The 18,453-nt window shown below is 60.7% G+C and carries 13 protein-coding genes, 1 tRNA gene and 1 pseudogene; 7 read left to right on the forward strand and 8 right to left on the reverse strand.

Translation table 11 applies throughout. The features are described from left to right. Positions 1 to 137 precede the first annotated feature (137 nt). Positions 138 to 349 (forward strand): annotated as a pseudogene (locus tag U3654_RS18415) (integrase core domain-containing protein); the annotation flags it as partial. A 249-nt stretch (positions 350 to 598) separates the two neighbouring features. Further along, a complete protein-coding gene (locus U3654_RS18420; protein ID WP_324752984.1) occupies positions 599 to 1,585 on the forward strand; it encodes a Hint domain-containing protein in 987 nt (328 codons plus the stop codon). Between the two features lie 184 nt (positions 1,586 to 1,769). On the opposite strand, the gene U3654_RS18425 is transcribed toward U3654_RS18420, so the two are convergent. Next, positions 1,770 to 1,855, reverse strand: a tRNA-Leu gene (locus U3654_RS18425). Positions 1,856 to 2,005: 150 nt separating this feature from the next. Between U3654_RS18425 and U3654_RS18430 the strand changes: the two genes are divergently transcribed. From U3654_RS18430 to gltB, 5 genes are all read left to right on the forward strand, one after another. After that, positions 2,006 to 3,001, forward strand: a complete 996-nt coding sequence (locus U3654_RS18430; RefSeq protein WP_324752985.1) for a complex I NDUFA9 subunit family protein — start codon at positions 2,006 to 2,008, stop codon at positions 2,999 to 3,001. 85 nt (positions 3,002 to 3,086) lie between these two features. Further along, the gene (locus U3654_RS18435) at positions 3,087 to 3,890 is read left to right on the forward strand and encodes an undecaprenyl-diphosphate phosphatase (RefSeq protein WP_324752986.1); all 804 of its coding nucleotides are present in this window, start codon (positions 3,087 to 3,089) and stop codon (positions 3,888 to 3,890) included. Positions 3,891 to 4,042: 152 nt separating this feature from the next. Continuing rightward, positions 4,043 to 5,476 (forward strand): NAD(P)-dependent oxidoreductase, encoded by a 1,434-nt coding sequence (locus U3654_RS18440; protein WP_324752987.1) that lies wholly within the window; start codon positions 4,043 to 4,045, stop codon positions 5,474 to 5,476. Next, positions 5,473 to 5,934, forward strand: coding sequence for a GFA family protein (locus tag U3654_RS18445; protein WP_324752988.1), 462 nt, complete (start codon positions 5,473 to 5,475; stop codon positions 5,932 to 5,934). The genes U3654_RS18440 and U3654_RS18445 overlap by 4 nt, the downstream gene beginning before the upstream one ends. Further along, entirely contained in the window at positions 5,931 to 10,460 is a 4,530-nt protein-coding gene (gene gltB / locus U3654_RS18450) for a glutamate synthase large subunit (RefSeq protein ID WP_324752989.1), read from the forward strand. The genes U3654_RS18445 and gltB overlap by 4 nt, the downstream gene beginning before the upstream one ends. A 79-nt stretch (positions 10,461 to 10,539) precedes the next feature. Here gltB and U3654_RS18455 read toward each other — a convergent pair whose 3' ends face one another. From U3654_RS18455 to U3654_RS18485, 7 genes are all read right to left on the reverse strand, one after another. Continuing rightward, a complete protein-coding gene (locus U3654_RS18455) occupies positions 10,540 to 11,685 on the reverse strand; it encodes an iron-containing alcohol dehydrogenase (RefSeq protein WP_324752990.1) in 1,146 nt (381 codons plus the stop codon). Beyond that, positions 11,682 to 13,064: an aldehyde dehydrogenase family protein gene (locus tag U3654_RS18460; protein ID WP_324752991.1), complete on the reverse strand. Its 1,383-nt coding sequence runs from the start codon at positions 13,062 to 13,064 to the stop codon at positions 11,682 to 11,684. Before U3654_RS18460 ends, U3654_RS18455 begins: the two co-directional genes overlap by 4 nt. Positions 13,065 to 13,168: 104 nt before the next feature. Continuing rightward, the gene (locus U3654_RS18465; protein ID WP_324752992.1) at positions 13,169 to 14,539 is read right to left on the reverse strand and encodes a glutamine synthetase family protein; all 1,371 of its coding nucleotides are present in this window, start codon (positions 14,537 to 14,539) and stop codon (positions 13,169 to 13,171) included. An 82-nt stretch (positions 14,540 to 14,621) separates the two neighbouring features. Further along, positions 14,622 to 15,662 (reverse strand): TRAP transporter substrate-binding protein, encoded by a 1,041-nt coding sequence (locus tag U3654_RS18470; RefSeq protein WP_324752993.1) that lies wholly within the window; start codon positions 15,660 to 15,662, stop codon positions 14,622 to 14,624. A gap of 56 nt (positions 15,663 to 15,718) precedes the next feature. Further along, positions 15,719 to 17,038 (reverse strand): TRAP transporter large permease, encoded by a 1,320-nt coding sequence (locus U3654_RS18475; protein ID WP_324752994.1) that lies wholly within the window; start codon positions 17,036 to 17,038, stop codon positions 15,719 to 15,721. Further along, entirely contained in the window at positions 17,038 to 17,634 is a 597-nt protein-coding gene (locus U3654_RS18480; protein WP_324752995.1) for a TRAP transporter small permease subunit, read from the reverse strand. Before U3654_RS18480 ends, U3654_RS18475 begins: the two co-directional genes overlap by 1 nt. Then, positions 17,627 to 18,412 carry an N-formylglutamate amidohydrolase gene (locus U3654_RS18485; RefSeq protein WP_324752996.1) on the reverse strand — a complete coding sequence of 262 codons (786 nt, stop codon included), beginning with the start codon at positions 18,410 to 18,412 and terminating at the stop codon, positions 17,627 to 17,629. The genes U3654_RS18480 and U3654_RS18485 overlap by 8 nt, the downstream gene beginning before the upstream one ends. Positions 18,413 to 18,453: the final 41 nt, after the last annotated feature.

An 18,453-nucleotide genomic window follows, 5' to 3' on the forward strand; every position in this document is an offset into this window, starting at 1 on the left:
CCTCGGTCAGTCGCTGGGCAAGGCTCCCGTCATCTCCAAGATCGACCAGCGCGTCGAGCACGGTAAAGGCGCAGGCAATGCTGCGCGGCTTACTCCGCATCCTTGCCAGACGATCCAGTTCATATTGATCTGGTAGCCCCGGAAAGCCAACTGACAACGCCTATATCGCGGCCTTCAACGGCCGCCTACGCCAGGAATGCCTGAATGCCTCCTGTCCATGGCGAATGCACGGACGCGGATCAACGAATGGCGGGCCGATTACGCCGAAACTCGGCCGTATTCATCGCTCGGAAACTTGAAGCCGAGCGAATTTGCGGCCCAACTGAACCAACCCGAAAGGTCGCATTAAGATCGGACCTCAAACGGGGTGAACTCCAACCAATGATAGACTAACTTTCAGTCTGGAACACTTAGACGGGACCGATCAATCCGGACCTGCAGGGCCAAAGATCGGCAACTAGATCGGATGACCAAAGTTGTGGCCGGTGAGTGACAAAAATCGACGTACGATTCTTCAAGGTAGCGAAATCACGCAGTTTCATTTAAAATCACGGGAGCAAGGCCGCGCGAAACGCGCTGGCCATCAGGACAGGCCGCCATGCCAACGACATATTCAGACCAATTCTGGCTGATCGATCCATCTGCTCCGCCGACTGCGGGAAGCACACTTAGCGTGTCCGTGTTCGACATTATTGACCAAGACGACAACGATCTGATCGACCAGTTAGCAGGCGACTCGGTCGACGGCGTGGGCATTACGCGCTCTTACCCGGGCGACACGGTAACTGTGACGATTCCTGGCGGTGCAACCGTCACAATTACAGGCGTAACCTTTTATCTAGCTGACGGCCGGGTCGTATTCACGCCCTCCGACGGAAGTGCTTTGGAAACCTCGACGTTCGTCAGCAGCACCTTTGTGAACACGCAAGGACCATTGCCGGTCTCGTCGCTGGGGCCGCCGTGTTTTGTCGCCGGTACTTTGATCGAGACAGCGGACGGCAAGAAGGCAGTCGAGACGCTCGAGCCCGGCGAGATCATTATCGGATATGGTGGTGAACAGTTGATACTGACGAAGGTATTGCGCAGTTCTCTCTTTATCCGCGATCTCGTCAATAATCCCAATCTACGTCCGGTCCGGATCATGGCCGGATCGTTGGGGAACGGGCTTCCTGAACGTGATCTGCTTGTATCGCGCCAACACAGAATGCTGGTACAATCGCGGATCGCCGAGCGCATGTTCGATACGTCCGAAGTGTTGATCTCGGCAATCAAATTGACAGGAATGGCCGGAATTTTCGTTGATGAATCCATTACGGCCGTCGAATACGTCCACGTGCTTTTTGAACAGCACGAAATCATCTATGCAGAGGGCGCACCGACCGAAAGCCTGTTCACTGGTCCCGAAGCCCTGAAAGGCATCAGCTTGGAGGCGCGTGAGGAAATCCTTTCGATCTTTCCGGAAATTGCAGAGTTGGATTACTCACCAGAACCGGCCCGCTTTATCCCGTCCAGCAGATTGCAAAAGCAACTCATCGCGCGGCATCTGAAGAACAACAAACCTGTTGTAAGTGAGCTGCGGAATTGACGGTTCGACCCATGATCTAGTCTGCTACGAACGCGTAGGGCCACTTTAAAGCACCAGCAGAGGCACGGTGCAGACTCCTGCGACCTCCGCCTCGCCCACTGCTAGCTGAACGGCCGGATTTTAGCGCGAGGTGGCGACCGAATGCCTATAAAAATTCCGCGATTTCAACAAACTTCGGGAATTTTGGTGCCCAGGAGAGGACTCGAACCTCCACACCGTTGCCAGTACTAGCACCTGAAGCTAGCGCGTCTACCATTCCGCCACCTGGGCAGGTCACGTGAGGGGGCGTTTAGACCCCGGCCAGTGGCGTGTCAACGGCGTTTTTCGCGCAGGTCGCGATGCTGCCTTGCCCGCCGCGCCCTGCGCAGGTAGGACAGAAGACGCACGGGAACTCAGCTAAGCGCGCCGGAGGTTACTCAAATGTCGAAACTGGTCACTATCTTTGGTGGATCGGGCTTTGTCGGTCGCTATGTCGCGTATCGCATGGCGCAGGATGGCTGGCGCATACGCGTCGCTTGCCGCAGGCCGGAATATGCCGGATTTGTGCGCACCTACGGCGTTGTCGGGCAGGTCGAGCCTGTGATGTGCAACATCCGCAATGACGCCAGTGTGCGTGCTGTGACCCATGACGCCGACGCCGTGGTTAACTGCGTTGGCACGTTTGATCGCAAGGGCAAGAACAATTTCGGCGCCGTGCAGGATGAGGGCGCATCGCGCATCGCGCGTATCGCTGCCGAAGAGGGCGCATCGCACCTCGTGCACATTTCGGCCATCGGCGCGGATGTCGAGGCCAACAGTCTTTACGCCCAGAGCAAGGGCCGCGGCGAAGAGGGCGTGCTGGAGCATTTCCCGAATGCCGTCATCCTGCGTCCCTCGGTCGTCTTTGGCCCCGAGGATCAGTTTTTCAACCGCTTTGCCGGGATGACCAAGATGGGTCCGATCCTGCCGGTCGTCGGGGCGGGCACACGGTTTCAGCCAGTCTATGTAGATGACGTTGCGCAGGCCGCCGCGCTGTGCGCCGAGGGCAAGGCCGCGCCCGGCATCTATGAGCTGGGCGGTCCGGATGTGCACACCTTCCGCGAGTTGATGCAGACGATGCTGGACGTCATTCGTCGCCGTCGCCTGATCATGAATATTCCCTTCCTCCCGGCGCGCGCCTTGGCGGCGGTGATGGAGCTGGGCCAGACTGTGACGCTGGGATTGGTTCCGGCGCAGATCACGCGCGATCAGGTGACGACGCTTAAATCCGATAATATTGTGCAGGACGGTGCGCGCGGTCTTGCTGATCTGGGCATCGCGCCGACGGCGATCATGGCCGTTCTGCCTGACTACCTGTGGCGCTTTCGCCCATCGGGCCAATATGCAGCGATCAAGGAATCGGCCAAGGATGCCGAAAGCAAGCTAAGCGCTAATTAACGACGCCGTAAACGCCGCCACAGAGCGGTAGGCTGAGGCACCCGCCAAATGGCGGTCAATCGAAACAGGCAAGATCGGGACAGCTATGTCCGACACCACATTGGTCGCAGCCGCCCTCGGGCTGATCGAGGGCCTGACCGAGTTCATTCCAGTTTCGTCCACTGGCCATCTGCTGCTGACCGGTCATTTCCTCGGCTTTAACAGCCCGGGGCGCAGTTTCGAGGTCGTGATTCAGCTGGGCGCGGTGCTGGCGCTGCTGTTTGTCTACTTCACCCAACTGACGCAGGTTCTGATCGACGCGCCGCACAGCCGGCGCGCGCGGCGATTTCTGGCGACGGTCATCGTGGCCTTCCTGCCCGCGCTCTTTATCGGTGTTCTGGCGCATGATTTCATCAAGCATGTTCTGTTCGAGACGCCTGTGCTGGTGGCGGTGATGCTGATCCTCGGGGGAATCGTTCTCGTCTTCGTTGACCGTTTTGCGCCGCCGCCTCACCATGACGACGCGACTGATCTGCCGATATGGGTGGCGTTGCGTATCGGTCTGTTTCAGTGCCTCGCGATGATCCCCGGTACCAGCCGGTCTGGCGCGACGATCGTGGGCGCACTGCTGATGGGCGTGGATAAACGGGCGGCGGCGGAATTCTCGTTCTTTTTGTCGATACCGACGATGATGGGGGCGGTGGCCTACGACCTCTTTCAGAATCGTGCCGTGCTGGACCTGAGCGCAATGGGCGACATCGCCATAGGATTTGCGCTGGCGTTTGTCAGTGGCATCGCGGTTGTCAGATGGCTGCTCGGGTTCGTATCGCGTAATGGCTATGCGCCGTTTGGATGGTGGCGAATCATCATTGGATCGGTGGCGCTGGCGCTGCTGTTAACGGGTTACTGACCTAAAGGTAACGTAAGCTTACCCAAATCGGAGTATCTGTGGCGGCGTTTTTCTGCTGAGCCGTCATTTTCCTTAATATGAGACAGTAATGCTGTCTTTTATAGCATTCGATATCGGTTTATCCGTTCAAGGCTGAATAGATAGGTGCGCCGATGGCCGACAACTCGATGCTGAAGTTCACGACAGTGATGCGCGATATGCCCGACAAGCGTGCGCCAGACCTGCGCGCCCGCGATTTTCGCGAGATCTACGCAGAATACGCAAGTGAAAAGGCAAAGGAACAGTCTAGCCGGTGCAGCCAATGTGGCGTGCCCTATTGCCAAAGCCATTGCCCCCTGCACAACAACATCCCCGACTGGCTGCGCCTGACCGCCGAGGGTCGCCTGCGCGAGGCGTATGAACTTAGCCAAGCTACCAACACATTCCCCGAGATTTGTGGTCGCATCTGCCCGCAGGACCGCCTGTGCGAAGGCAACTGCGTAATCGAGACCTCCGGCCACGGCACTGTCACCATCGGCGCGGTCGAGAAGTACATCACCGATACCGCGTGGGACGAGGGCTGGGTCTCGCCCGCGCAGCCGACGCATGAGCGTATCGAGAGTGTCGGCATCATCGGCGCCGGTCCCGGCGGCCTCGCCGCTGCTGACATGCTGCGGCGCGCGGGCGTGCAGGTCACTGTCTATGACCGATATGATCGCGGCGGCGGATTGATGACCTACGGCATCCCCGGCTTCAAGCTGGAGAAGGACGTCGTGATGCGCCGGATGCAGCAGCTCGAGGATAGCGGCGTGGCGTTCGAGCTGAATTGCAACATTGGCGAGGATACGTCATTCGCCGATCTGCGCGCAAAGCATCACGCGATCATCATCGCCACTGGCGTCTATAAATCCCGCGATCTGCCCGGGCCGGGCGCGGGTGCGCAAGGCATCGTGCGCGCCATCGACTATCTGACGACCAGCAACCGCCAGTCTTTTGGCGATGCGGTGCCGGATTTCGACAGTGGCGAACTGAACGCAAGCGGCAAGCGCGTCGTCGTCATCGGCGGAGGTGACACGGCGATGGACTGCGTGCGCACCGCCATTCGGCAGGGCGCAACCTCGGTCAAATGCCTCTATCGCCGCGACCGCGCCAACATGCCCGGCAGCCAGCGCGAGGTCGCCAATGCCGAGGAAGAGGGCGTCGTCTTTGACTGGCTCAGCCTGCCCAAGGGGTTCAGCGGCGATCCGGTCAGCGCGGTCCGCGTCCAGCAGATGCGCCTTGGCGCGCCGGATGCCACAGGTCGCCAATCGCCCGAGGAAATCGAGGGCGCCGTGCATAACGAGCCTGCCGATCTGGTGATCAAGGCGCTGGGATTCGAGGCCGAAGAATTGCCGGTGCTCTGGGAACAGCCCGAATTGGAAATCACCCGCTGGGGCACGATCAAGGCTGAATTCACCTCAGGCCGCACGTCGCTGCCCGGCGTCTATGCTGTGGGCGACATCGTGCGCGGCGCGTCGCTGGTGGTCTGGGCCATCCGCGACGGGCGCGACACCGCCGCCGCTTTGCTGGACGACCTGAAGGCGGCGCAAGCGGTGGCGGCGGAATGAGCGGTGGCGGGCAATACCGCACCAGCGGCAGGCTGGAGGGGCGTTGCCTCTGCGGTGCGGTGACGGTAAAGGTCGATGGCGGATATATCGCCGCCATCGCGGCCTGTCATTGCAGTATGTGCCAACGCTGGGCGGGCGCGCTCTTTGCCACGTTTGACGCAGATGCGGATGCAGTACAGGTGGAGGGCGCCGTGACGCGCTATCCGTCTACGCACTTTTCGGAGCGGGCGTTCTGCCCGGCCTGTGGCAGCAACCTCTGGCTGCGTGATACGAACGTGCAGGATGCGCCCTACGAGTTAATGCCGGGACCGTTCCCGGCGGCGGCCGAGTTTCCGCTTATCTCAGAAATCTACATCGACCGCCGCCCGGCTTATCTGCCGATTGTCGGCGACCATGCGACGCATACCCGCGCCGAGTATGAAGCCGCTCACAACCATGTCGAAGGAGACGACCCATGACCACCTACGATGCCAAATGGGCCTCCGCAGAGCAGGCCAAGCGCGACTGGATGGCCGAGAACGGCATGTATGCCCATGACGAGGAGCATTCGTCTTGTGGTGTTGGCCTTGTTGTCGCCGTCAGCGGCAAGCGGTCGCGCCGCGTGGTGCAGGCAGGCATCGACGCGCTAAAGGCGATATGGCACCGCGGCGCGGTCGACGCGGATGGCAAGACCGGCGATGGCGCGGGTATCCATGTGCAGATTCCAGTCTCCTTCATCTACGACCAGATCCGCCGCACAGGGCACGAGCCACGACAGGATCAATTGGTCGCCGTCGGTCAAGTGTTTCTGCCCCGCACCGATTTTGGCGCGCAAGAGGCGTGCCGCACGATTGTCGAAACCGAAGTGCTGCGCATGGGCCACACGATCTATGGCTGGCGGCACGTTCCGGTCAATGTCGACTGCCTCGGCGAAAAGGCCAACGCGACCCGCCCCGAGATCGAGCAGATCCTGATCTCGAACGCGCGCGGCATCGACGAAGAGGATTTCGAGCGCGAGCTTTACGTCATCCGCCGCCGCGTGGAAAAGGCTGTGATCGCCGCCGGGATCGCCAATTTCTACATCGCTTCCCTGTCGTGCCGCAGCATCATCTACAAGGGCATGATGCTGGCCGAAGAGGTCGCGGTTTTCTACCCCGACCTCATGGACGAACGGTTCAAATCCGCCTTTGCCATCTATCACCAGCGCTATTCGACCAACACTTTCCCGCAATGGTGGCTGGCACAGCCGTTTCGGATGCTGGCCCATAACGGCGAGATCAATACGCTCAGGGGCAACGTCAACTGGATGAAAAGCCACGAGATCCGCATGGCTAGCGGCGCCTTCGGAGACCTCGCCGAAGATATCAAACCCATCGTGCCAAATGGCGCGTCCGATTCAGCGGCGCTGGATTCCGTGTTCGAAGTGCTGGTACGCGCGGGCCGCTCGGCCCCGATGGCGAAAACCATGCTGGTGCCGGAATCCTGGTCCAATCAGGCACAGGAACTGCCGCAGGCATGGTGCGATATGTATTCCTATTGCAACTCCGTGATGGAACCGTGGGACGGCCCCGCCGCCCTTGCCATGACTGATGGCCGATGGGTCTGTGCGGGCCTTGATCGCAATGGCCTGCGCCCGATGCGCTATGTCGTGACCGGCGACGGGCTGGTGATCGCTGGCAGTGAGGCGGGGATGGTGCCCATTGACGAGGCAACCGTGCGCGAAAAGGGTGCGCTGGGACCGGGCCAGATGCTGGCTGTCGATATGCAAGAGGGCAAGCTCTATAACGACGTCGAGATTAAGGACCGTCTGGCTGCCGCCCGTCCCTTTGGCGAGTGGGTCGGCAAGATCAACAATCTTGATGACAAGCTGACCGTGACCAGCGAGGCCGCGATGCATACGGGTGGCGATCTGCGCCGCCGCCAGATCGCGGCAGGCTATACCATCGAAGAGCTGGAGCAGATCCTTGCCCCCATGGGCGAGGATGGCAAAGAGGCGATTGCCTCGATGGGTGACGACACGCCCAGCGCGGTTTTGTCGACACAGTACCGCCCGCTCAGCCATTTTTTCCGCCAGAACTTTTCTCAGGTGACGAACCCGCCGGTTGATTCCTTGCGCGAATACCGGGTGATGAGTCTCAAAACCCGCTTTGGGAATCTGAATAACGTGTTGGACGAGAGCGGCGCGCAGACCCAGATTATCGTGCTGGATAGCCCCTTTGTCGGCAACAGCGAGTGGAACGTGCTGCTGAGCCAGTTCAGCTCGGATGTGGGGACCATTGATTGCACCTTCACGCCCGGCCCGAATGCCTTGCAAGAGGGTCTGACGCGCATCCGTGCCGAGGCAGAGGATGCCGTGCGCAGTGGTGCGGGACATCTGGTGCTGACCGATCAGGCGGTGGGCGAGGGGCGCATCGGGATGCCGATGATCCTCGCGACCAGTGCTGTGCACAGCCACCTCACGCGCAAGGGTCTGCGCACGTTCTGCTCACTCAATGTGCGCTCTGCCGAGTGCATTGACCCGCATTATTTTGCCGTGCTGATTGGCGCGGGCGCCACGATCGTTAACGCCTATCTGGCCCAGGATTCGCTGGCCGACCGGATCGACCGGAACTTGGTGGACGGCACTCTTACCGAGGTGGTCGCGCGCTATCGCAAGGCGATCGACGCGGGCCTGCTGAAAATCATGTCCAAGATGGGGATATCGGTCATCTCGTCCTATCGCGGCGGCCTGAATTTTGAGGCTATCGGTCTCAGCCGGGCGATGTGCGCCGAATATTTCCCCGGCCTCGTCAGTCGCATCAGTGGCATCGGTGTTAGCGGCATCCAGACCAAGCTGGAAGAGATCCACGACCGCGCCTATAGCGGCCCCGACAACGTCCTGCCCATCGGCGGTTTCTACAAGGCGCGCAAGTCAGGCGAGAGCCACGCATGGGGCGCGCAGACCATGCATATGCTGCAAACCGCCTGCAACACAGCCAGCTTCGATCTGTGGAAGCGATACTCGGCGGCCATGCAATCCACCCCGCCGATCCACCTGCGCGACCTTATGGCGATCAAGCCGATGGGCAAGGCGATCCCGCTGGACGAGGTCGAAAGCGTTACGGCAATCCGCAGGCGGTTCGTCACGCCCGGCATGTCACTGGGCGCGCTGTCGCCCGAGGCGCACAAAACGCTGAACGTGGCGATGAACCGCATCGGCGCGCGCAGCGATTCTGGCGAGGGCGGCGAGGACCCCGCCCACTTCACGCCCGAACCGAATGGCGACAACCCCTCGGCCAAGATCAAGCAGGTTGCCTCTGGTCGCTTCGGCGTTACCGCCGAATACCTCAACCAATGCGAAGAGTTAGAGATCAAAGTCGCTCAGGGTGCCAAGCCCGGCGAGGGTGGCCAACTGCCCGGCATGAAGGTGACCGAACTTATCGCGCGGCTGCGCCTTTCGACGCCGGGCGTGACGCTGATCTCGCCCCCGCCGCATCATGATATCTATTCGATCGAGGATTTGGCGCAGCTGATCTATGACCTTAAGCAGATCAATCCTATCGCCAAGGTCACGGTAAAGCTGGTCGCCCAGTCCGGCGTCGGCACGATTGCCGCTGGCGTGGCCAAGGCCAAGGCCGACGTCATCCTGATATCGGGCCATAATGGCGGCACCGGCGCCAGCCCCGCCACGTCGATCAAATACGCAGGGCTGCCGTGGGAAATGGGCCTGACCGAGGCGCATCAGGTTCTGTCGATGAACAATCTTCGCGATCGCATCACGTTGCGCACCGATGGCGGTCTGCGCACCGGACGCGACATCGTCATGGCCGCGATGATGGGGGCCGAGGAATACGGCATCGGCACCGCCGCCCTGATCTCGATGGGCTGCATCATGGTGCGACAGTGCCAGTCTAACACCTGCCCCGTCGGCGTGTGCACGCAAGATGAGGCGCTGCGCGCCAAATTCACCGGCAATGCCGAGAAGGTCGTGAACCTCATCACCTTCTACGCTCAGGAGGTGCGCGAAATACTGGCCAGCATTGGCGCGCGCTCGCTAGACGAAGTGATAGGGCGCGCTGATCTGCTGACACAGGTCAGCCGTGGCAGCGCACATCTGGACGATCTGGACCTCAATCCGATGCTGATTACCGTCGCGAGCCACAGTGCGCCACTGAACCGCAACCGCGAGAGAAATGCCGTGCCCGACACACTGGACGCCGAGATCGTCCGCGACGCCGCGCGTTTCCTGAATGACGGGGAAAAGATGCAGTTGCACTACGCCGTGCAAAACACGCACCGGACCGTTGGCACTCGCCTCAGCAGCCATATCGTGCGCAAGTTCGGGATGCGTAACAGCCTGCAACCCGACCACTTGACGGTCAAGCTGTCAGGAAGTGCGGGCCAGTCCTTGGGCGCCTTCGCCGCGCCGGGGCTGAAGCTGGAAGTGTCTGGCGATGCCAATGATTACGTCGGCAAGGGTCTGTCGGGCGGCATCATCGTCGTGCGCCCGCCCATGTCCAGCCCCCTGGACGCCAGCCAAAATACGATCATCGGCAACACGGTGCTATACGGTGCGACCGCTGGCTATCTCTTTGCGGCCGGGCGCGCGGGCGAGCGGTTCGCCGTGCGCAATTCGGGCGCGCAAGTCGTGGTCGAGGGCTGTGGCAGCAATGGATGCGAATACATGACCGGCGGCGTCGCCGTGATACTGGGCCGCATCGGCGCGAATTTCGGTGCAGGCATGACGGGCGGTATGGCCTATCTTTATGATCCTGAGGGCCGAGCGGCCCCCCTGATGAACCGCGAGACGATTGTGACCAGCGCAGTCGAGCACCCCCACTGGGAGGAGCAGTTGCGCAACCTGATCCAACGCCACGCGGATGAGACGGGCAGTCGCAAGGCACTGGATATCCTACAGCATTGGGACGTTGAAAGGGCACATTTCCTGCAAATCTGCCCGCGCGAGATGTTGGACAAACTGCCCCACCCGCTGAGCGATCAGCAAGTGGCGATGCCTGCCGAATAGGGTGTATTCCAAGGAAAAAACCCCGGACGCTGCGTCGGCATCCGGGGTTCTTTTTGAGTATTTTTGGAACAATGAAAGCCTAGATGCTCGCCTCATACAGCGCGCGAAGGTTTTCCCTGGTCAGCTTGACAGGATTGCCTCCACAACTGGGATCCTTGACCGCCTCGCTCACCAGTTCGTCAATGCGGGCGGCGTCGACGCCCATGTCGCTCAGCTTGCGGGGGATGCCCAGCGCGTCGTTAAACTCCTGCACGAAGCTGCAAAAGCCGTCAAAGCCGCCCTCGATATCGAGGTAAGCGGCGGCAGTGCGAAAGCGATCCTTGATCTGGGGCGCGTTCAGTTTCAGCACGGCAGGCATGCAAACAGCGTTGGTCGTGCCATGATGCGTGCCGAAAACCGCGCCGACCGGATGGCTCATCGCGTGGATCGCGCCAAGGCCTTTCTGGAACGCGGTCGCGCCCATCATCGCGGCGCTCATCATATGCGCGCGCGCCTCCAGATTATTGCCGTCCGCATAGGCGCGGGGGAGGTAATCCTTGACCAGACGCATCCCTTCCAGCGCCATGCCTTGGCTCATCGGGTGGTAATGCGGGCTGCTGAACGCCTCGACGCAATGCGCAAAGGCGTCAAGGCCAGTGCCTGCGGTGATGAACTTTGGCATCCCGGTGGTTAGTTCGGGATCGCATATGACGACCTCGGGCATCACCTTGGGGTGAAAAATAATCTTTTTCACGTGCGTTTTAGAGTTGGTGATGACGCTGGCGCGCCCCACTTCCGAGCCGGTTCCGGCGGTCGTCGGCACTGCTATAATCGGCGCGATGGCATCGCCGTCGGCGCGCGTCCACCAGTCGTCGACATCCTCATAGTCCCAGACGGGACGCGTCTGACCGGCCATAAAGGCGACCATTTTGCCAAGGTCCAGCCCTGAGCCGCCGCCAAAGGCGATCACGCCGTCATGGCCACCTGCCTTGTAGGCAGCGACGCCTGCATCCAGATTCTTCTCGTTCGGATTGGGATCGACTTCGCTAAAAATGCCGCGGCCCAGCCCTGCGCCCTCCATGATGTCCAGCACCTGCGCGGTGATCGGCAGATCTGCCAGCCCCTTGTCTGTAACCAGCAGGGGGCGCTTGATATTGGCCTGCTTGCAAGCGTCAGGCAGTTCGGCAATGCGGCCAGCGCCGAATTTGACAGAGGTTGGGTAGGACCAGTTTCCGGTCAGGTTCATTTTGTCACCTTTTTGAGATGGTAGGATTTGGGGCGTGTCAGATTGTGATAGCCGATGACCGACAGCCCGCCGCCCTTGCCGGTATCCTTGCAGCCTGTCCAGCACAGACCGGGATCAAGGTAGTCGGCCCGGTTCATGAACACGGTACCCGTCTCAATCCGCTCGCCAACAGCCTGCGCGCGGTCCAGATCGGCGGTCCAGAGACTGGCGGTCAGGCCGAAATTACTGTCGTTCATCAGCTCGATTGCCTCGTCGTCCGATGACACCTTCATGATGCCAACTACGGGGCCAAAGCTTTCGTCGCGCATCACGCGCATGTCATGCGTTACGTTCGTCAGGATCTGGGGCGTGAGATAAGCGCCGCCATCGTCGGCGGCCATCGTTTCGATATGCGCGGTCGCGCCCGCCTTCACGGCCTCGTCGATCTGGTTGCGCACTTCTTTGGCAAAGCGGAGATGCGCCATCGGGCCGATGGTGGTGGAGGGGTCCAGAGGATCGCCCAGACTATAGCCCTGAACGATCTTCACCGCCTTCTCGACAAAGGCGTCGTAGAGGCTTTCGTGCACATAGATCCGTTCGATCCCGCAGCAGCATTGGCCCGAGTTGAACATGGCCCCATCGATCAGCGTATCGACGGCGGCATCAAGGTCAGCGTCGTCCATGACGTAACCTGGATCCTTACCGCCGAGCTCTGTGGTAACGGGCGTAAATGTGCCGGCCGCCGCGCTCTCCATCGCGCGTCCGCCACCGACCGAGCCCGTGAAGTTCACGAAATCCACCGCGCGATCCGCGATCAGCTGTGACGTGGTGTCGTGGCCGAGAAACACGTTCTGAAACACGTCCTCCGGCACACCAGCCGCATGGAATGCCTGCGCCATCCGCTCGCCCACCAGCAGTGTCTGTGTGGCATGTTTCAGCAGCACGGTATTCCCTGCAATCAGCGCAGGCGCGACCGTGTTGATCGCGGTCATGTAGGGGTAATTCCACGGCGCGACGACCAGAACGACACCATGTGGCAGCCGTTTGATGTAGCGCTTGAACGTCGCATCTTCGCCCACTTCGATATCGGCCAGCGCCTCGCCAGCGATCTTTGCCATGTGCGACGCGCGCTCGTCAAAGCCGCCGAATTCGCCGCCATAGCGCACTGGCCGTCCCATCATGAGGGCCAACTCGGGCACCACCTCGTCGTTCATTGCACCCACGGCGGCGACCCCGGCCATGACCAGGCGGATACGCTCGTCCAGGGGCCGGGCCGCCCAGTTTACTTGCGCTATCCGCGCCCGATGCGCAGCCGCGCGCGCGCCGTCGATATCCAGCGTCTCGCGCGTGGCGAAAACCGATCCGTCGATCGGCGAAATGCAGGTCAGTGTCTTGCTCATTCCAAACCTATCCAGTCATTCACAAAGGCCAATGCATCTTGTGGCCTCAAATACCCCCGTTGGAGCCTCCGGCGCTCACAGTCGGTGTAGTCACCCGCCCTAGCCTAGCACCGCTCGAATCCGCGCGCGATTTCGTAATCTGTAACGGCGGCCTCGAAATCCTCGATTTCGACTTCGGCGGCGCGGGCGTAGTGGTCGACCACGTCATCCCCCAGCGCCGCGCGCAACATGTCCGAACTCTTTAGCGATACAAAGGCGTCGCGCAAGTTTGTCGGGATCATACCCTCGTCGCCCGAATAGGCGTCGCCCTTGAACGGTGGGGCCAATTTCAGCCCCTCTTCGATCCCGGCGATTCCGGCGGCCAGCTGCACGGCCATGGCGAGGTAGGGGTTGATATCCGATCCGCCAACGCGGCATTCGACGCGAACCGCCTTGGTGCTTGCACCGCAAAGGCGGAACCCGGCGGTGCGGTTGTCGACCGACCAAATGGTGCGCGTGGGGGCAAATGTGCCTTTGACGAACCGCTTGTAGCTGTTGATGTAGGGCGCGAGGAAATAGGTGTAGTCGGGCGCGTATTTCAGCATTCCGGCCATGTAGGTCTTCATCATATCGGACATGCCCAAACCATCGCTCTTGTCGAAGAAGACGTTTTCGCCGTCCTTCCACAGCGATTGATGCACATGCGACGAGCTGCCGGTGCGGTCGGGGCTCCATTTTGGCAAGAAGCTGACGGCGTGACCCTGTTGCCAAGCGATCTCTTTCGTCGCGTGCTTGGCGATGGTGTGATAATCCGCCGTATCCAGCGCGGCGGCGTATTTGATATTCAGCTCTTCCTGACCGGCCTCGGCCTCGCCCTTGGTGCACTCAATTGGCAGGCCTGCATCCCACAGATGATTGCGAAGGGGGCGCATCACGTGTTCTTCCTTGGTGGTCTGGAAGATGTTGTAATCCTCATTATAGCCGGAAATCGGCGCTAGGTCGCGAAAGCCGCCCTTGCGGATCTCGTCAAAGCTTTTCTCAAAGAGAAAGAACTCCAGCTCGGTCGCCATCATGGCGGTGAACCCCATTTTCTCCAGCCGGGCCAGTTGCTTTTTCAGCACGGCGCGGGGCGAGTGTGGGACCGGCTCATGCGTGTCGTGATCCAGCACGTCGCACAGGATCATGACGGTCCCCTCCAGCCACGGCACGGGGCGCAGCGTGTCCAGATCGGGCTGCATGACATAATCGCCATATCCGGTTTCCCAGCCGGTGCTGGCGTAGCCTTCGGGTGTGGCCATCTCCAGATCGGTGGCCAGCAGGTAGTTGCAGCAATGCGTTTCCTTGTAGGCACCATTCACGAAATGCTTGGCGTGAAACCGTTTGCCCATAAGGCGCCCCTGCATGTCGACAAGGCAGACGAGAACGGTGTCGATCGTGCCGTCCTTTACCTGTTTTTTCAGATCATCAAAGGTCAGGGCAGGGGTCTGGGCAGGCATGATGCACCTCAAGGAAAGCATGTTGTGAACGGGACGCGCCCCGGCGATGTGCCGGGGCCTCCCAATTTTTTTTTATGACGGATCAGCCGTTGGTGTAGGGAGGTCCGGCCTTGCTGATCACGTCGTTATAGTCGCGGAAGATCTTGACGACCTTCTGGTGCACTTCGCCTTCTTCTGCGATCTCGTCCCAGAAGGTGACGGCAGCCTCTTCGACGGCCTTCCATTCGTTTTGCGGGATGGTGCGCAGCTGCAGCTTGTCGCCTTGGGCGCGCAGGCGCGCCTCGCCGCCCCAGTACCACTGGTTGCGGTAGGTATGGCTGGCCTCGATACCGGCCATGACGATCTGCTTCAGATGCTCAGGCAGGTCGGCCCAGCGCTGCGGATTGACAAAGAACGACCCGATCCACGCGCCCGAGATGTTGTTGGTCAGGAAGTAATCCGTGACGTCCGCCCAGCCGACCGTGTAATCCTCGGTGATGCCCGACCATGCCATGCCGTCCAACTCGCCGGTTTGCACCGCCACCTCGGCATCCTCGTAGGGGATGCTGACCGGCACGACGCCGAACTGCGCCAGGAACCGCCCCGCTGTGGGGAATGTGTATAGCTTCAGCCCGTCCAGATCCTCAAGCGACGTGATTTCGCGGGTGGTGTTGAAGTTGCAGGGGTCTTGGCCCGCAGCCGACAGCCACGTGACGCCAACCTTTTCGTATTCCTCGCGCCAGATATCGGCGAGGCCGTATTGGTTGAACAGGACTGGCACGTCGAGGATATGCTTGGTCGCCAACGGAAAGTACCCGCCAAACCGTTGCAGCGGCGTGGGCGAGGCCATGGAATCGTCGTCCGAATGGACCGCGTCAATGGTGCCGCGCTGAAGCGCCTGAAACAGCTCTCCGGTAGGGACGATCTGATCGGCGTAATAAAGTTCGATCTCCATCTCGCCGTTGGCGGCATTGTTGATGTAGTCGATGGCGGGTTTCGTCACCTCTTCGCCCAGCGCTGCGCCGGCGTAGGTCTGGAAACGCCACTTGATCGGCGCTTGCGCGCGGACGATTGCGGGCGCGCCCAGCGCGGTGGCCGCTGTGCCGATACCGGCGGAGGCCAGGAATTTTCTGCGTGTGGTCATCTCTTCTCTCCTTGTTGAGGTCATTATACGCTCCTTTGCGGAGTTCTGGTTGTGGCTCAATTATACACCAGATTGGGCAGCCATAGCGCTATTTCAGGGAATGCCATGACGGCTGCCAATGCCGCCACCATCACCCCAACGAACGGAATGATGGAGCGATAGATGTCGCGTATCGAAATCTCGGGCGGGGCCATGGCGCGCATCAGGAACAGGTTATAGCCAAAGGGCGGCGTCATGTAGGCGATCTGGCAAGTGATCGTATAGAGGATGCCATACCACACCAGATCGAAACCCAGATCACCCACCAGCGGCACGTATAGCGGTGCCACGATGACCAGCATCGCGGTATCGTCCAGAAACGTGCCCATCACGATAAAGCTGAGCTGCATCAGGATCAGGATGATCCACGGGTCCAGCCCCCATTGCGCGGTGAACAGATCCGAGATCGCCCTGACCGCGCCCAGCCCGTCAAAGATCGCGCCGAACCCCAGCGCGGCGAGGATGATCCACATGAACATGCAGCTGATGCCCAGGGTATTGCGCACCGAATTCTCGAACACTTCGCGCGTCATTCGCCCCTTGAGAACGGCGGCGACAAAGGCGGCCATGGCACCGATCGCGCTGCTCTCGACCAGCGAGGTCCAGCCCTTGACGAAAGGCACCATCATCACCGCAAAGATGACCAGCGGCAGCACGCCCGCCGACAGCAGGCGCAGCTTTTCGCGGGTCGACACGTTACGCTCTTCTACGGGCAGGGGCGGGCCCAAGTCCGGCTGCATCCGGCACCGCACATAGATGTAGATGATGAACATCGTTGCCATCATCAGGCCGGGGATTACACCAGCCAGCCATAGCTGACCCACTGGCTGGCGCGCGATCATCGCGTATAGCACCAGCACCACCGACGGCGGCACGAGGATGCCAAGACTTGATCCCGCCTGAATGACGCCCGTCACCATGACCTTGTCGTAACCGCGTTTCAGCAGCTCGGGCAGCGCGATAGTCGCGCCGATGGCCATGCCTGCGACCGACAGTCCGTTCATCGCCGAAATCAGCACCATCAGGCCGATCGTGCCAATAGCCAGACCACCGCGCACCGGCCCCATCCAGACATGAAACATCTTGTAGAGGTCATCGGCGATGCGCGACTCAGACAGCACGTAGCCCATGAAAATGAACATCGGCAGCGTCAGCAGCGGATACCATTTCATCAGCTTCATCGCGGCGGAGAACGGCATGTCGGCGCCACCCGTGCCCCACAGCAGCATCCCCCCGGCAGCGGCGACAAATCCGATAGCGCCGAACACGCGCTGACCCGTCAGCAACATCAGCATCATCGAGCTGAACATCAGGGTGGCGATCATTTCGTATGACATTAAATCTCCACCCCGCGGATACGGCCAATATCGCGGAAGAATTCAGCGAGCACTTGCAACAGCATCAGCGTGACGCCGACGATCATGATGGCCTTGAGGGGCCAGATATAGGGGCGCCACGCCGTCGGGCTGCGCTCCATAAAGCCCATCTTGTCCTTGGCCGCAGACGGGCCTTCGGTGACGAACGTCGTGAACAGATCCCAGAAGAATACGAACGGCTCGCCGTCAAAATGCCCCAGCGAGTAGGCGGCCGACCCGATAGCGCCATATAGCAGAACGCCCAGATAGAACATCAGGAACAGGACGGTAAACGCATCCATCCATGCCTTTTGCCGAATAGACCAGTTGCCATAAAATAGGTCCATCCGCACGTTCGATCCCATCTGGATCGAATAGGGACCACCCAGAACGTAGTAGGCGACCATGATGAACTGCGCCATTTCCAGCGTCCAGAGGGTCGGATCAAAGAAGGTCTTGGAGACCGACGACCACATAAGCACGCCGATCAGTGCGAATATCAGGTACATCGCAATGCGCCCGATGAAATAGTTCAGCGCGTCGACGCCGTGTACAAAGCCGCGAATGACCCTAGGCATGCGCCGCTCCTTGGGTTTGAAGCCCCAGATGGACCAGCGCGCATGCGATCATGCGACACAACTCGCCGCCGATGGTGGCGATACCTTCGGGTGTGCGCAGCAGGTCGTTGCGCACCTCGATCATGACGTTGGGCAGGTCATGGGCCAGCCCGTGGATTTGCAGCGAATGGGTCACACCATCCTCGGGACCGTAGGGGCGATTGCGATGAACGGCGCGGTGCGTCAGCTTTTTGCCGGCCTTCAGCATCGGGTCGGCCAGCGCGGTATCGCTGTCATGCAGGATGCCGATTTCCGTCTCGCGCGGTGCGCCGTAATAGACAGGGGTAAAGCTGTGGACCGTGATCAGCGCGGTCGGCTGCGCGCGGGCGCGGCGTACCTCAACCTGCGCAGCGACGGCGTCGCAAAAGGGGCCATAGATAGTCTCAATTCGCTCATCGCGCTGGCTGGCGCTTAGACCGACATTGCCAGGCACCTCGATCAGTTCGGATTTCTCGGGCATGGCGCTGGCCGCCTCGGGCGGGCGGTTGCAATCATAGACCAGCCGCGAGACGGTGCTGGCAACGACCGTGCCGTCAAGGCACTCCTTCAGATGCAGCGCCAGATCGCGCGCGCCGGGATCCCACGCGGCATGACTGATTGCCGCCTCTGGGCTGAGGCCCAAACCATTATAGCGGTCGGGAATATGATGCGCCGCATGTTCGCACAGGATCAGCGCGGCGCCCTTGGCATCCGCCCCGATCACCTCCACCACACCCTCGGCCACAGACTCGCCCGGCATCGCATCCCCCTGATTTCTGAAAAATTGTTTTCACGGCGCAG

This window comes from Roseovarius sp. Pro17, from assembly GCF_035599575.1.
In the GTDB taxonomy this organism is placed as follows: Bacteria; Pseudomonadota; Alphaproteobacteria; order Rhodobacterales; family Rhodobacteraceae; genus Roseovarius.